Origin of the sequence: Mesorhizobium sp. 113-1-2, from assembly GCF_016756475.1 — a bacterium.
Taxonomy (GTDB): domain Bacteria; phylum Pseudomonadota; class Alphaproteobacteria; order Rhizobiales; family Rhizobiaceae; genus Mesorhizobium; species Mesorhizobium loti_C.
Map to the genome: position 1 here is coordinate 7,674,954 of NZ_AP023242.1, position 15,595 is coordinate 7,690,548.

General features: G+C 59.9%; 9 protein-coding genes and 2 pseudogenes. 3 read left to right on the top strand and 8 right to left on the bottom strand.

Annotated features, from left to right (window positions below; translation table 11 throughout):
* Positions 1–946 precede the first annotated feature (946 nt).
* The 4 genes from JN279_RS38605 to JN279_RS36895 form a co-directional block, all read right to left on the bottom strand.
* Positions 947–1,531, bottom strand: a complete 585-nt coding sequence (locus JN279_RS38605; RefSeq protein WP_244734327.1) for a hypothetical protein — start codon at positions 1,529–1,531, stop codon at positions 947–949.
* The gene (locus JN279_RS36885) at positions 1,506–2,945 is read right to left on the bottom strand and encodes a class I tRNA ligase family protein (protein WP_244734329.1); all 1,440 of its coding nucleotides are present in this window, start codon (positions 2,943–2,945) and stop codon (positions 1,506–1,508) included. The genes JN279_RS38605 and JN279_RS36885 overlap by 26 nt, the downstream gene beginning before the upstream one ends.
* 326 nt (positions 2,946–3,271) lie before the next feature.
* Complete coding sequence (locus tag JN279_RS36890; protein WP_202351616.1) at positions 3,272–4,051, bottom strand: phytanoyl-CoA dioxygenase family protein; 780 nt, start codon at positions 4,049–4,051, stop codon at positions 3,272–3,274.
* Between the two features lie 765 nt (positions 4,052–4,816).
* Positions 4,817–6,121, bottom strand: a complete 1,305-nt coding sequence (locus JN279_RS36895) for a SidA/IucD/PvdA family monooxygenase (protein ID WP_202353885.1) — start codon at positions 6,119–6,121, stop codon at positions 4,817–4,819.
* A 529-nt stretch (positions 6,122–6,650) separates the two neighbouring features.
* Between JN279_RS36895 and JN279_RS36900 the strand changes: the two are divergent.
* Positions 6,651–7,422 (top strand): annotated as a pseudogene (locus tag JN279_RS36900) (GDP-mannose 4,6-dehydratase); the annotation flags it as partial.
* An 85-nt stretch (positions 7,423–7,507) separates the two neighbouring features.
* On the opposite strand, the gene JN279_RS36905 reads toward JN279_RS36900, so the two are convergent.
* Complete coding sequence (locus JN279_RS36905) at positions 7,508–8,353, bottom strand: radical SAM/SPASM domain-containing protein (protein ID WP_244734331.1); 846 nt, start codon at positions 8,351–8,353, stop codon at positions 7,508–7,510.
* A 1,219-nt stretch (positions 8,354–9,572) separates the two neighbouring features.
* Here JN279_RS36905 and JN279_RS36910 point away from each other — a divergent pair.
* Together JN279_RS36910 and pyrE are read left to right on the top strand one after the other, a co-directional pair.
* The gene (locus JN279_RS36910) at positions 9,573–10,316 is read left to right on the top strand and encodes an acetoacetate decarboxylase (protein WP_202351618.1); all 744 of its coding nucleotides are present in this window, start codon (positions 9,573–9,575) and stop codon (positions 10,314–10,316) included.
* 1,070 nt (positions 10,317–11,386) lie between these two features.
* Entirely contained in the window at positions 11,387–11,983 is a 597-nt protein-coding gene (pyrE, locus tag JN279_RS36915) for an orotate phosphoribosyltransferase (protein WP_096453656.1), read from the top strand.
* A gap of 1,040 nt (positions 11,984–13,023) precedes the next feature.
* On the opposite strand, the pseudogene JN279_RS36920 reads toward pyrE, so the two are convergent.
* The 3 genes and pseudogenes from JN279_RS36920 to JN279_RS36930 all read right to left on the bottom strand — a co-directional run.
* Positions 13,024–13,647, bottom strand: a pseudogene (locus JN279_RS36920) (NAD(P)/FAD-dependent oxidoreductase); the annotation flags it as partial.
* 177 nt (positions 13,648–13,824) lie between these two features.
* The gene (locus tag JN279_RS36925; protein WP_202351619.1) at positions 13,825–14,712 is read right to left on the bottom strand and encodes a universal stress protein; all 888 of its coding nucleotides are present in this window, start codon (positions 14,710–14,712) and stop codon (positions 13,825–13,827) included.
* A 98-nt stretch (positions 14,713–14,810) separates the two neighbouring features.
* A complete protein-coding gene (locus JN279_RS36930; RefSeq protein ID WP_202351620.1) occupies positions 14,811–15,590 on the bottom strand; it encodes a response regulator transcription factor in 780 nt (259 codons plus the stop codon).
* Positions 15,591–15,595: the final 5 nt, after the last annotated feature.

Consider the following 15,595-nt stretch of genomic DNA (forward strand, 5'->3'; position numbering starts at 1 on the left):
GACGAGGCCCAGCGCGTCGCGTGCTGCCACCAGAGCCTGCGTATGCTGTCTCGCTAGACGCCGGATGCAGCTTGCCGCATGCACCTCCCATATTTTCGTGACGAGGGTTGGGAAGCGTTGCAGGTTCCTGTACACTACCGCAGTGCTCAGGATTCGCGTCTGCTTCCGCTGCGAGGCGAAGTGGATGCCCCGTCGTCGCGAGGGGTAAGCCCGACGATGCCGTTGAAAGGTCCTGGATCTCACCCGGCCCCATGCGGAACGTGACATCGCGCAGGACACGGGTCTGTCGCCGAGGTCCAAGCTGTCTCGAAGCGCGGCCACCGCCGCATGTGATCATTGCTTCCATCGTATAATTCACCATCCGATTGGCATGTCGGCGGGCATTTCGTTCGACCGCGCGGCGTTGAGCGCCGACAACATGCAATGCTGCACCACAGTACGGTTGTTCTGCGCTGCCTCCCCTTCTCCAGCCAGGAATCGAGCGACACGATCGGCTCACGTTCGAGCGCGGCCATACTAAATCTGCGCCGTAGATGGCCCGTCGTCCTTAGAAGCTCGATTGGGTCGAACAGGCATTCGGCCAGCAAATAGGGGCCGGTCATCCCTATAGACGAGAGGCGTTGTCCGCCATCGGGCACTATCATGGGCGCTAGGCTGACCCAGCGCCGGAACCGCATGACCTTCTTGAAATCCGCGATTCCGAAAAAGTTGGTCAGCGCAGTGCAGCCCGCTCGGCATTTGCCGCACGAATGGCAAGCGCCCGAAAGCTTCAACCGAGCAATCCTCCAAGGCGCGGGCCGGCGTCTCGACGATATGTTGGTTGAGGCCGGCCAGTGTTTGTGCCTATGGTCTGGGAGTGGCCTTTGGGCAGCCAGTGGTAGCGAGTAAGCTTCGGCATCCTCGGCTTTGATTGCCGCCCAAATCTGGTCGAAATCACGATAGGCTATTATGCCTCCTCCTGACCGAGAACAGGAATGTCTGCTCTGGCGTAGAAGCCTAGCACGGGTCCGAGATCAAAGGTCGTTTCTGGCGCAAGGCGCCGGACGGACGTGGGCCATGTTTCGGCTGAGACGCCATCGATACCTCGCGCCAGCGTCCTGGCGAATCGGGGCATGAGCGGTGCGAGCGTCTGCGCCAGGATCGCAGCAGCCGTCGTCTGAAGGGCGAGCGAAGTGCGGGTGCGGGCGGGATAGAGACGTCGCGCCGCTTCATAGTCTTGCGCCTGTCGGTAGACTACGCAATCGCTCACGAAATCGCAGGCCTGCGCGGCCGCGCGCCGGACCGAGAAGCCATCGTCCGAATAGGCGCGTTCCATCGCCGCGCGATGGATCTCTATCCAAGCAAAGAAAGCGCGATCGGCGGGAGCCCAGTCGCCTGCATCGGGCACACAGCCGCCAAAGTCCTGCTTGATTTCGCGGTGCAGCGCATCAAGCCAATTCAGCCAGATCCCTTGGAACACGTCGTTCTCGGTGCGGCGTAGCGCGTCCAGCGTGAAGTTCGTTCGCTCACCTTCCGGGCGTGTCAGGCCCAAATGAAGACGGACAACATCGACTGTCTTTGGGCCCAGAACCTCTTTGCCCCAGACCCTGACCGCGGCTGGTCGAGAACTTCTGGCCGTCGAGCAGGTAGAACTCGTTCACATGATACCGGATGCGCGGGGTCCAGTGGGAGAAGACCTCAGCATAAAGCGCCGGATAAAGCAGGGCGTGATAGAAGGAATTATCGAAGCCGAAGAAATGGACAATCTGCCAGTCATTGCTGGGCAGGGCCGCATTCCAGTCTCGACCGAGCGATGTAGCTAGCGTCTGGATGTTGTAAAGAAAGCCAAACGCCATCTCTGGCCAGACCCAGGTCACCTGCCCCGGGAACCCCTCGGCCGGTAGCCCCCAGTCCGACGGGTGGATGATGGGCACGGAAAAGTCGCCACGTTGGCGTAGACGCGCGAAGAGGTCCATGATCCGAACGGGGGCGCCCGAAGCCCTTAAATGCCGGTCGATATTGACGTAGCACCGTTCCAGCGCAAGTTCGGGGCGGCGCATGAAGCCTACCACCGGCGCCTCAGCCGAGTGCCGCGACCGGACTGCATCTAGGTCGTGGCATAGGTTCGGCGCGCCGCATTCCTCGCAGATGTTGCCACCAGCGGAGCCGCCGCAATCGGGGCAGCGGCCACTTACATCCGGTTCGTAAAGGTAGTCGCCTGTCACAGCATCGAAAAGCGCAGGGCTCTGGCGCAGATCTACCGCCGTGCTGCTCAGAAGACTGCGGAAACACGCGGCTTGAAACTCTGCATAAGCGCTATCGCCCAAGGTGGGGAGGAAGCTGTGGACCTCACAGTCGAGAAGCGCAAGCGTGGCTCGAATCTCGTCGGCGTAGTGGCGCGCCACCTTTCCGGGCGTCGATTGATCGGCATCGGCACGCGTGGCGACGTAGCTCTGGTAATCGTCGCTTCCAGTCAGGTGATAGGCTTCGACCCCTTTCATGCGCAGGAAACGCGTGTAGACATCGGCGCCAAGATAAGGGCCAGAAAGATGCCCCAGATGCAGATCGCCATTAGGCGTCGGCGGCGTGGAGAAGACGAAGATCGGCCCGCGGGGAATCGCGACCTGTGCAGCAGCTTCGAGGGCCGCCTTGCCGTCGCACCAGTAGACATCGACGAAGTTTAGGTTTTCGAGCCCATCGTTGTGCAGCACATGCGCTTCAAAAGGATGGAACAGAACGACATCGCCGGCTGCGACCGAGATTTCCCCAAGGTCGGTCCTGACCTTGCCCGCTCCAGACAGGACCACGAAGGCCTCGATTTCGTCGTGCCGATGGGGCTCGGATGTGACGCCTGGTGCCACCTTGCCAAATGAAAACCCGGTGCCCGCGCTTCCCGTCCCAAGCGCAGCCATGTCGATACCGAACGTCCGCGACAGCTCCGTTCGAGAAAACGTGGATTTGCGCATGACGAACCTCAGCTGTTGAAGCAATGGTCTCTTCGGCTGCCAACGCAACAGCCTCTGCTGCAAGTTGCGAAGAGAGGCGGTAGCCCGACACGTTGGCCGCCTCCGTCAGAATAATCCGGCTCTGGGGACCAGGCGGGCGACGACGGCCGCCAGGAGGGCTTTAGGCGTCACAGAAGAGCGCCCGGCGACACCTCCACATCGACATACCGAAGCGTCGTGACGGACTGCAGGCGATGCTCCAGTAGCCGGCAATCAAAACCATGCTCTCCGCGCATTTTTTTGGCGGCCGATCAGTTTCGTGCGCATTCCCGCCTGGTTCCGTGAGCTCAATCGCGATAGAAAATGCCGTTCGGGAGCTTGAGGTTGTCGAGATCAGCCACTTTGCCCTCTGGCGGATTAAGGGCGCGCTTAAGCACGTTATATTCAGCGCGGCTCGGTCCACCGGTTGAAGCACGCTGGAACACCAAGTAGAGTGTTCGCCGAGAACGATTGCTTTTGTTCGGTTGTGAGTAGTACGGTGCGTAATCGTCGAAGATGAAGATGTCGCCAGCCTTCCATACTATGGGCTCCCAGGAAAACCTTTCGGTGACTTCAGGATCGATCACCCCGCCGGCATCCATGGGAAATACCCCCTTGTTGTGGTTGCCGGGGCTGAAGAAAAGGCCACCATTGTCCGGGTCGGAGTCGTCAATGCCTATGGCAACGACCGCATGGACCATTCGGTCGGGCAGCCTGTGTGGAATGTGATAAATGTCCTGATGCGGGCGATAGCCGCCGCTATCGGGATAGTGGAAAATCAGCAACTCCTTGAGCCTGCGCGAATCTTCGGCAAGCAAATCCTCGACCGCGGACTCTATGCGCTGATCTTCTAGCAGGAGAAGACGCAATGGGTCATGGAAGTCCAGAAAATTCTCGACCTTGGAGATGATCTTCCGATTGTCCGTCGTTTTCTCGAACCACATGAGCCATTTATCGTCGCTGACATCCCAGCGTGATATGTCTTCAACAGATCTGGAAATACCTTCCAGAGTCGCGGGATCGAAGAACCTCTCGAGCCTGACGTATCCGTCTTTCTTCCACTTTTCTCTTTGTGCATCGGTCAACATGCGAAAAGCCTCCTGTTGGAAAGAGTGGTTGGTCAAACATTCCGGTTAGAGACAGTCGGGCGCCGTCAGGGTGTGGGCCCACGGAGACGATACTCCACGGCATGCAGACGGCGACGCAAAGTGCGTTCCGCTCCGGGTGGATTGCAAGGCTTTGTTGTCCCTCCTCAATGGAGAGATCGCCCAGGCCCGTAAAGATCTATCGATCCGGTACGTCTGCATGGTAGTCACGGCCGAGCATGCTGTTGATGGTACGACTGCCCGATAAGACGACCTTTCGTGCAGCCTGACGCAACGCAAGTCGTGCGCCGCGAAAATTTTTGCGACAAGTTCCCGTTCCGGTCGGGCGATCAGGGAGGCACGTCGCTGGCATCGGGTCCATCGATGCTCCAAAAACGAGTATTGTCCGCACAAGTTCGGCGCTAGACTGACCCATCCGAGGCCAAGCCGGGTCCTCGGGTTCCCTAAGCTGGTCCCGATCACTTACCTCACCCGGTCCAGCCACCACACGCATCGCTACGGGCGGGAGGCCTCCGCTAACGGCCGACGCAGCCATGGCCGCTAGGGCCACTGGGCACTTTCGAGTGAGCGACCTTGTACGGTTTCGACGACCGTGGGGCAAATTCTCGCCCGCAGAATTAAGCGATGCGCCCATAGGTCCAAGGGCATGTTCAGTCACGATGAGTTCGGAGCGGGCTCCGGACTGCGCCGCAGCGGAGGCGGACATCATTCCTTGGATGCCACCGCCGATGATCAGTAGTCGCTGGGTCATATCCCGCTGCCCATTTCTTCGGCTACCGGGTCGGGCCAGCTCTCGACGGTGGTACGGCTGATAAAGCCAAGATGCTCAGGGTTCGCGCACGGCGCGCGCTGTAGAAGGCTGTCAAGAATGCGGCGAGCTCGCCAGGCCAGCAGGCTTAGGTTCGGATCGGCCAGCCCGTGCTGCCCGGGATTGGCGTTCTGTACGAAGATGCGTCTGTCACGCGGTCCGTCCCAGCACACCGAAAAATCCGCGTTGATGACCAACTCATTGTCGGTCTGTTGCAGCCGATCCGCCATCGGTTCCAAAAAGCTTGGCACGGCGTTCTCGTAACCGGTGGCCAGGATGACGATGTCGGCCGTGACTTCTTCGACGTCGCCCAAGCCGCGCTGCAGCGTCAAGTTGTGACCCGCGCCGGCGTTGATGCAGCGCGAAACGTTGCAACCCGGCCGCAGTGCGATGTCACATAGGTCTGGCTCAAGAAATTCGTGGCGATACAGCGCCTGGTAGACGGCGCGCAAAGTGCGATCCGAAATACCATCCGAGGCGAGCACGAAACGCCGCAGGAACAGCTTGCGCTGCGGCTCGCTCATTGCCGCGAAACGATCCGAAAAACAGGGCATGAACAACTCGTTTGTGAACGGGCTGTTGTCGAGGGGCAGGTAGTTTTCGCGCTGCGAGACCCAGGTGATCGAGGCAGGCCGCCGTTCTCTTGGCCCAGCGACCAAATGCAACAGTACCTCGGCTCCCGACTGGCCTCCACCAACGACGCAAACATGTTTTTGCGGCACCTCAGGATGGATGTGCAGCAAATCGGATGAATGGAACAGGTTGCGTCCGATCCAGCCCTGAAATTGAGGTGGAATCCGCGCTTGCTTGCCGATGCCGACCACCAGGTCTCTTGCACTGAGAACTGCATCGTCCGTCCGCACCCGAAACTCGCCATCATAGCGTATTTCGCGGACGGTCTCGCCGCCGCGCACAAGTGGGTTCCTGCGGAACGCCCAGTTCAGGTATTGCTCGAACTCAGCCCTGAGCACAGCATCGAACTGTGCATTCAGGAAGTGGTACAGACGCCCGTTCTCGTGCAGGTAGTTTATGAAAGTGTAGGCGGATCGCGGATTCACCAGCGTTACCAGATCCTTGACGTGGCTGACCTGGAGTTCTGAAGAGTCGAATGCGCTGCCTGGATGCCAGCGGAAGTCAACTTGCCGATCCAAGAACAATGCCCCGTGCCCGATTTGCTCGTGTATCTGACACGCAAGGCTCAAATTGGACGGGCCAGCACCGATCCCAATGCAAGAGAGATCCAGTTGTCCTGCTCCTGCTGACGCCTCCCAATCAGGCGCTATATGCGGCGAATGTCGGCCATGGCCGCTGGGCTTGCCCTTCCCGCACGCATCGTCGACACCGCAGGACTTGCAACAGTTTGTCCGCGCGTTCGTAGTATCGGGTGTGACGCCCGCGGATGCCGGCTCCGTGATGAGATCGGCACTCATGCCGGCGATATGTTGCGCGTGGCTGGCATCGAGAATCCCGCCTCGATGACCCCCGCGTGGTCAGTGACATGCTTTCGCAGCCTATCCCTCATTGCAATTGGGCTCAGTTGCCCGCCTCGACCGTGATGAGCCGACCTTCGGCCTGCTTGGCGACCAGCGAGGGCGCGGTCATGAGTGCGGCGACAGCATTTTCCCGTGGGTTTGATCATAGAAGACATCCGCTGCTGCGTTCGGGAGGGTCTCCTGCATCGAACGTGCCAGAGCAAAACATGAGCAAAGCAACGGAAGCAGGTTTGCGATCCTGTCGAGTATCCGACATTGAGGCCGAAACCTTGCACCGGCTGCGCAAAGCCACGTGCAGCCTCCTTCGGACCGGGAATACACCGCCAATGCCGATACGCTCGGCACGCTGCTGCTGCCGAGCGATCCGCATTCTTCGTCTCGAGAAAGAAACGCGGTTCTACCAGGCGTCAACTTCCGAACTCTTTGGTTCGGTCCAGGGCATCCCGCAGCAGGAGAGCACTCCGTTTTATCCACGCTCGATCTGTGCGGTGGCGAAGGTCTACGCCTACTGGATCACCATGAACTACCGCGAGGTATACGGGCTCTATGGCATCCTGTTCAATCACGAAGGGCCGACGCGCAGCGAAACTTTCATCACGCGCAAGGTGACGCGTGCGGTGGCTCGATCATGGCCGGCAAACGGGACTGTCTCTATCTCGGAAACCTGGAAGCAAAGCGCGACTGGGGCTCGGCGCGCGCCTATGTCGAGGGCATGTGGCGCATCTTGCAGCATCAACCGGACGATTTCGTGCTGGCAACCGGCGAGACACACACGGTCCGCACCTTTGTCGGGCTTGCCTTCAGGCGAGTCGAAAAGGAGATCGCCTGGGAGGGCGAAGGCGTTGACGAGGTGGGCCGTGAACGCATGAGTAATCAAGCGCTGATCCGGATCGACAAACGCTGTTTCGGGCCAATCGAGGTTGACCTGCTGATCGGCGATGCCTCCAAGGCAGCCGACAAAACTCGATTGGAAGCCGAAGACCACTTTCGATGAGTTCGTCTCGGAAATGGTCGAGGCTGACTGCCGCGCCTACGGGATCGTGTTAGCGTGACGTGAAAACACGATGACTTCGCGGGCATGTGCATCTTGCCGTTTCAGGGACGTCGGCATTTCAGGCCCGCCGCGGTCAGCCGGCGTCAGTCAGTTCTATCGTTTGGATCGGCAAACTCACACATCCTGCAAAGCAGAAAACCAGCCGCTCCATTCATGCGATCGACGATTTCGCAAAAAACTGGGCTTTTAAAGAGATCGTCATATTCGTCGCATAGAAGGTTGCCCAATACGTGACGCCGCTCAAAATCCATGGAGCAGAGAGTGACCTCGCCGTTTGGAAGGAGTACATTCCGATACTGCCGTTCGTCCACGCATATCAGCGCTCCGACGACTGGCTGCCGTGGTTCTACAATCTTAGGGTCTACGCTTCCACCCCTGCTGCTCACCGGTCGCGCGCGAACTAGGGCTTGGGCAGGGATAATGTCGGCGATATCGGGATGGGGCTCACCCAAAACCACGAATCGGATCGAAGGGATGTCGGCGTCGACGAGTTGACCAACCAAATCGCGATACTTGGCTCCGACAAGGCGGCTATTCATGTGGGCGCCATCATCAAAAACATGAACCACGAATACCCCCAACCGCAGCGCCTGCAAGCGTTGTAGATCCTGCCCCTTCATTCCCACAAGCGTCGTGAAAATCCTGATGCCGTGGCCTTTGGCGGAAGCGTGCTCGACCATTTCGGTGCAATCCGGATTGAGCCATGGCTCAGAATACCCGGCAAAACTAATGTCGACGGAGGCTGGTACGCGCGCCAGACAGCGCTTGAAATCTCCAAGACTAAGATGCTTCGTATCAGATACCTTTCTTTGCCGGTCAGCGAACTTGTCCTGCGGACAATATGAACATCCCACGATGCATCCTGTGGTCGTCGTTATCTCCAAAACTCTGCCGGCTGGGATAGCAGAGCGCAGTTCCGGTAAAATCATTCGTTGTGACTCCCACTCGTCTTGGTCATGCATAACGTCCAGTATGGTGTCTTTGGCTTCATGACACCGACGGTCAAGACAGTCCGAATGAGCCCAGCCATCTCCGCCTTGGCAGCAGTCAACAGCCGGTTTCCTCAATCGGCCGAGCGGACTATCAACGAACTTTGGGCGCATCGGCGCGGCAGGGCGGCGCAACCGCAAAGTCGCGCGTCAGCCGTTGCCAAGGGTGTAGCCGTGACCGTTGAGCGAACGCGCCGCCGAGATGGCGCAGCAGACCATCAATCGTCTCGCGTTCTTATGCGGTCAGCCCCGACTCAATATTGCCGCATCTCTAGCAAAGGCCGTGCCAGCGCGCTTAGCCGCGCAACTGCACGAGTAGGCTTCGAGAAACCTCACGCCCAAGGCGGCCGGTTGTTTTGGACCAGACATGTTTTTTGTCGCTGTCAGCTTTTGGACATGCATTTCAGACGCTTGAGGACAGACTTGGCTGTCTCCCCTGCGGTAATGTTGGCGTCGGCTCATCATCTAGCATCATTCCGGCGCCGGCTGTGTGCGCGGAAGATCTACACGACCTGACCGCCGCGTGCAGCGATTGCCTGCCGGCTCATAGCTGATCTTTTCTCCTGAAGCCGGCGATGAGGCCGGGCCGTCGAGTGCGTGCTGCCGGATGCTGCGTAAGCTGTTTCGCTAGACGGCGGATACCGCGTCACCTCCATATTTTCGCGACAGAGGTTTGGTGGCGTCGCGGGCCTTCCTGCTACATCACCGCAGTGCTCGGGAATTCGTATCTGATCCGCGTGAGGCGAAGACCTTCTCTCTCGACTGGCTCGCCGAGGCCGTCTGTCCTGCTAGCCTCGAACGATTTCTCATTTGGCATGGCGCATGCGCGTCGATCCGCAAACCCCGTCGAGGAGAAATCGGACCTGGCCGCCACTCCACCTCCTCCTACCACGAGGGCAGACGGGAAGCAGCGCCTTCAAATGAGGAACAAAATCACCTTACCTCGAATCTTGCCTCCCTCGATCACAACCGGAGCCATGGAACCGCGAGCGCGACCGTCGCCAATGATCGCGCCCCAAGGCAATTGCCCAGCGCAAAATGGCTACGCGCGATTACGCCATGCATCCCTTACGAGGCTGCGACAGCACCTCGGAGAGCCTCGCCGCCATCATGCAGACCGATATAAGCCCACTTGATCCAGCACAAAGGAATTTCAAACATGCACCAAGATACCGTCCGGGCGAGCGCATTCGCCATGCCCCTGACCAGCCCGGCCTTCCCGGCCGGCCCATATCGCTTCGGCAACCGGGAGTATCTGATCATCACATATCGCACCGATCCGCAGAAACTGCGCGACCTTGTGCCGGAGCCGCTTCAGGTGTGCGACCCTCTGGTCAAATTCGAGTTCATTCGCATGCCGGACTCGACCGGCTTTGGCGACTACACTGAAAGCGGGCAGGTCATCCCGGTCTCCTTCCGAGGCCGCAAGGGCAGCTACACCCACTGCATGTTTCTCGACGACCATCCGCCGATAGCGGGCGGACGCGAGTTGTGGGGCTTTCCAAAGAAGCTCGCTAGCCCAACGCTCCGAACCGAGACGGATACCCTTGTTGGCACGCTGGACTACGGGCCGGTCCGCATCGCGACGGGTACCATGGGCTACAAGCACCGAGCCGCCGACCTCGCGAGCGTGAGGGCCTCGCTCGCTGAACCGAACTTCCTCCTCAAAATCATCCCGCATGTCGACGGCACGCCGCGCATCTGTGAGCTCGTGGAATATCTTCTAGAGGACGTCCATCTGAGGGGCGCCTGGACCGGGCCGGCAGCCCTGAACCTCTGGTCGCATGCGCTTGCCCCCGTCGCCGAACTGCCGGTGCTGGAAGTAGTCTCGGCCGTACACCTCGTCGCAGATCTCACGCTCGCGCTCGGGAAGGTCGTCCACGACTATCTCGCGAAAGCCTAGCCTCGCCATCGGAAAGGAAGAAACCATGAACTTTTACAGTGATATCTCATTGAACCAACGCGATGGGGAGCCGGTGCCCGGCTTCTCGACAAGGTGGCGCTGATCACCGAAGCCGCGAGCGGGGTCGGCAAGGATAGCGCGGTTCGCCCGCGAGGGAGCAAGAGTGGTCCGCGGATCTTGATCACAGCGAAGTCCAACAACGGCGTCCGGGATCGATCGGTTGACAGAAAATGGTTGCCAGCGAGAGGGGCAGGTGGAAAGCAGCTGATGCAGGCGATCGAAACCTTCGGGCGCCTCGATGTCCTGGTCAGCAACGCCGGCGTCCAGAACTTAGCGCCGCTTGTCGAGTTCTGCCACCAGGCACTTCCCGCCCGTGATAGGCTCCATGTCACGGTGTCGGCGAACTCAAGGCCACCAAAATCAGTGTAAGGCTCGGTCTGCTGTTCGGCGTCTGCCTCAGAGGCAGACGCTCGCCCTGTCGCCGATATCGCGTCGAGACTCGGCCTGCAGGGGAGGTGGACTACGGCCTACCTTGGACTTTGCTGCTGGCTTTTACCGTCGGTCAGACGAAGCGAGCCGAATGTTGCGCCGCGTGCTGATGAACGAAATTCTCGGCGACTCGACCTTTACCTCGCCTTTACGAGGAGGTTGCACGAAAAGCGCGGCCTTGCCCACTCGTACCACAAGAGTGACACGGGGCCGACATGGCGGCCGAAACGCTCACCTCATGCGCAACCTGGTTAAGAAGCTGGCGCAAACGGGGCCGAGCGTGGCGGAACTCGAGGGGACGAGGATGAAACGCCCAAATCCTCAAAGAGACGGCCCGCGTCGAAAAAACCCGTGCCTAGCCGAGATTGGGCAAGGGCCGGGAGCCAAGGCTACCCAGCCGTGGCGAAGCCCGTGATCACGCTTTAGGCACCCAATAACGATAATGGAAAAATCTGCGCGAAACGGTCGCACCGGTATTGACATTAATTGACACACCCCGCGAACACTTGCATAAGCCACATAGCGGTAGTGACTAGGTGCATGCCGCAGCCAATTTTTTCCCTACGGGCGAGGTCTGATCTATGGCGGCACTGGCGAAATTCAGACCAGTTGATTCCGGCCAACACGACAAGGACGAACTCCGCGAGATTGTCCGTGAGCGCTCTTTTCGATTCGGACGCTACACGCTCTCGTCGGGCATAGAGAGCGACATCTACTTCAATATGAAGCCTACCATGATGGTGGCGCGAGGCGCGCAACTTGCCGCTCTTGAATTCCTAAAAATAGCTGAGCAAGTGAAAGCAGAGTACGTCGGCGGTCTTGAAATGGGAGCGGTCCCCGTAATCGGATCGATGGCGGCTGTCAGCTCGATGATGAACAAACCCATAAACACGATCTTCGTTCGCAAAGTTCCAAAGGCCCATGGCACAAGGGACGTGATTGAAGGACTTGGGCCTAAAGAAGATCTCGAGGGAAAAGTGGTCCTGATCGTTGACGACGTTGCCACAAGCGGCAAGTCGATATTGAAGGCGATTGAAGAGGTTCGCCGCGTCGGCGGCATTGTGGGTGACGCTGCTTGCCTCGTGGACCGTGACGAGGGAGCTACGGCGCTGCTAGCCCAACATGGCGTCACGCTGCACTCCGTACTGCATGCGAGCGAATTTGTGGAACGCCACTGACAATCTCATACAACGTCTTTCCGGCGACCTAGCCTTAGAGGACATTCCGCCGCTTTGCAGTGAGTGCAGGCGCCTCGCGAGTAAGAGCGATTGCCCCTGCCCATCCTCCCTGCTTTTGGTGCAACATATGCTCGCTGCCGTTCACCAGCGGCTTGACGCCATTGACTACCTCTCAGAGCAAGGCGCCATAAGACTGAAGGCTTTTACCGATTATCTGGCGGCGGTCGTTCGAATAGCTTCAGAGAGCGGCGACGCGGTACCCTGGATTGATCTAGCAACCCGGTTTAGCGCTCTTTTCGGTCCCGACGAGGTTGCCCATTGATCTCGCGCTTATTGCTTTTTCGTGGAACGAGCAGCTCGTCGGCAAATGCGTCATCGATCGCCAGCGGCGTGCCGGCGCATATGCGAGCGAAAAGCGCCGAGCTGCCGGTGATGAATCTCGAACGTGACGACGCCGATTGGCGCGATGCGCGTTGGCTCGGGGCCCTCGTACCCAAGCATGGGTGCGTTCCCATTCCGCGGCATCATGCTCGCGATCCCGTCTGTGCCGTTCTCAAGCAAGCGAGCTCGAGCGAACCGCCCCGGGTTGCGGATTTCGACAATCGTTGATGGAGTTGGCTGGCGAATTGGCGCGTTCGGCCTTCGGTTGGAAGACCGGCTTGAGGGGGGCCAACGAAACGGAATTGGCGAAGCCACGCTGGAGTATGCCTTCACTGGGGTCGCGTCCCTGCACGTGCTGTAACGTAGCTTTAGCGAAGCCGCTCGCGAGCGCGCCCTCATAGCGCCGAGCGGGCGAGCGGCTTCGGGGCGGGCGCAGAGGCTGGGTAGACGGGCCGAACTCACCTCACCCGGTCCAGCCACGACATGCATCGCCAAAGGCAAGGACCCCGCTGACCGCGCCCGCAAGGGGGGAGATTGGCCGTCATCGCTGCCTTCGCCAATCTCCAAGGCTAGAAGTTTGGAGCCGCCAGGGAAGCTGCCGGTCTCCCCCTTGCGGGGGAGATGGCCGGCAGGCCAGAGAGGGGGCTGTCCCGCCAGCGTTAGATCACATTCAATTCCCTGAACGCCCGCCCTTCAGCGACACGGCTGTACCCAAACGCCGAGCAGTCCACCGTGCGGTAGCCGCCGTGCACGATCAGCTCGGCCAGCGCCTTGCCGACCGCCGGCGCCTGCTGCAGGCCGTGGCCGGAAAAACCATTGGCGAAGAGGAAATTCTTAACCTGCGGATGCGGGCCGATCACCGCGTTCTGGTCGAGCGTGTTGTAGTCGTAATGGCCGGCCCAGGCGCGTGTCGGCTTGATCGCCTCGAAGGCGGGAATGCGGGTCGCCAGCACCGGCCAGATCACCTCTTCGAACAGCGGCCAGTCGACCTCGAAATCGGTGGGGTCGGCCGGGCCGTCGCCTTCTTCCGGTTCGGCGCCGCCAGTGAGATAGACCGAACCTTCCGGCCGGACATAGATGCCGGACGGATCGACCAGCAGCGGCATATCAGAATATTTGTCGCGCGCCTCGAAGACGAAGACGTTGCGCTTGCGCGGCTCGACCGGCAACACCAGCCCCGCCATGGCAGCCACCGTGCCGGCATTCGGCCCGGCTGAGTTGACGACGATGCCGACTTCCAGCCTGTCGCCATTGTCGAGGCTGACACTGGTCACGCTCTGGCCGTCCCACCTCCGCCTTGCGCATGACTGGAGAGATTTCCGGCGGGCGTCGCCTCCCGAGCAATGCTTTTCATGTTCGTTACTCTTCGTAAGATCGATTATTTCGATGGAGCCCCCTCTACGTATGAATGCAGGCGTCACAGTAGAGCTTTGAACAGCATCGGTGCGGGTCCGGAACCGTCATCGAGCCAAAAACAGCGGCAATGTCGGCTTTTCAAAGATCCATCTGGTCACACCGCCAAAGAGCCGCTCACGCAACCGACGGCTGCCATAGGCGCCCATGACGATCATGTCCGCAGAAATGTCGATTGCGTGCTGCGCAAGGACCGTGGCCGCCGATTTGCCGGCACTTGGCAGGAGGTCAACCGACACCCGAGCACCGTGCCGAGTGAGATAGGCAGCGATGTCGGCTCCAGGCTCCGCGCCGTTCCCGTTGTAGTTGGCCTTCGGATCGACCAGGGCGACACGAACTTCCTCAGCAACGCATAGGAGGCCCAGCGCTTCTCGAACCGCACGGGACGCCTCGACTCGCGAATCCCAACCGACCAGGACGCGCCGTGGCCACAGCGTCGCCTCAGCCCCCTTCGGCACAACGAGCACCGGCTTTCCCGTATCGAACAAGCAGCCGTTGACCACAGGAGGTCCGAGATTCTCGTCGTTGAGGAGCCCTGGTCCGACAATCGTGAGGTCGGCGCAGAGCGCCCGCTGTCGTGCCACTTCACCGAGGCTGGCCGGATCGTAATAGTCGGTGTCAACGTCATAGGCGAGCGACATAGATTCCAGCAGTTTCTGGATATCTCTGGAGTGTCTTTCCAGTCTGACCGCGTCCTGTGTAAATCGATCGATTTGCCGAAACCGATCGTTCAATCTGGCAATTGCCTGTCCACGTCCTGCCGGCCACTCGGGGACACCATCTCCGATCCGCCGATGCGACATAAGGAGCATCGGAGCGGGTATAATCAGTACGGAAAGGTGTGCGCCGATTTCCGCACACAAGCCGGCAGCAGTTCTGACGTCCTGATCGGAATGGTCAGCGCCGGTCAAACAGAGTACCGTTTTAAAGCCCATTTTCCTGTTTCTTCCTGAGTATCCGTTGAGGGCGTTTCAGGCCGCAAGACCGGCTCACAGCGCGAGGAAAGGGAGTGGCACCACACTCGGCACTCAATTCAGCCGTCCAGCTTCTCGAGCGAGTAGCCGGCCGACCTGACGGTACGGATGACGATACCCGTCGAGGCCGCCTCCAGAGCCCTTCTGAGCCGACTGATGTGGACGTCGACTGTGCGTACACCGACATGGATATTGGCCGGCCAGGCCCCGCCGATCAGCTCGTCCCTACTGAAGACCTTGCCGGGCGCCTCGAGCAAATGCCGCAGCACGTTGAACTCGATCGGTCCGAGATGGATGTCATGGCCATTGCCGCAAACCCGGTGGGCATCGAGCTTCATCTCAAGGCTGCCATAGGAAAGCCAGCTGTTGTTTTCGTTTGAACCCGGCTTCGGCAGCGCCAGCCTCGTCCGCAGACAATCGAGCAGCTTGGCCGGCGCCACAGGCCGCACAAAGCTCTCGTCAATGCCGGCCTTCAACAGATCGAGGTGCTGGTTCTCGGCGCCGGGCGCGATCAGGGCAATGATGGGCAGGCCGCCGGTTCGGGGCTCCCGCTTGAGCCGGGCGCAGATTGCGGACCCGGTAAGGCTCGTTGAACCGCAGTCCAGCACCACGGCCTGGAAGTCGCGATCGTCGGCCATTGCAAGTGCTTCCTTCGCACCGCCTGCCGGCTCACTGACGAACCCGTCCACCTCCAGTATGTGGCTGAGGAACAGATAGAACTCCGCATCTTGCGAACAGATCAGGACGCGTGGCTTCATCAGCGCTACCCCGAGAACCAAATTGGCCTCGACCGCGTCGGCCGCGTGGGCTGGCCATCGCGGCTCCTCAAGGCCTGACATGATCC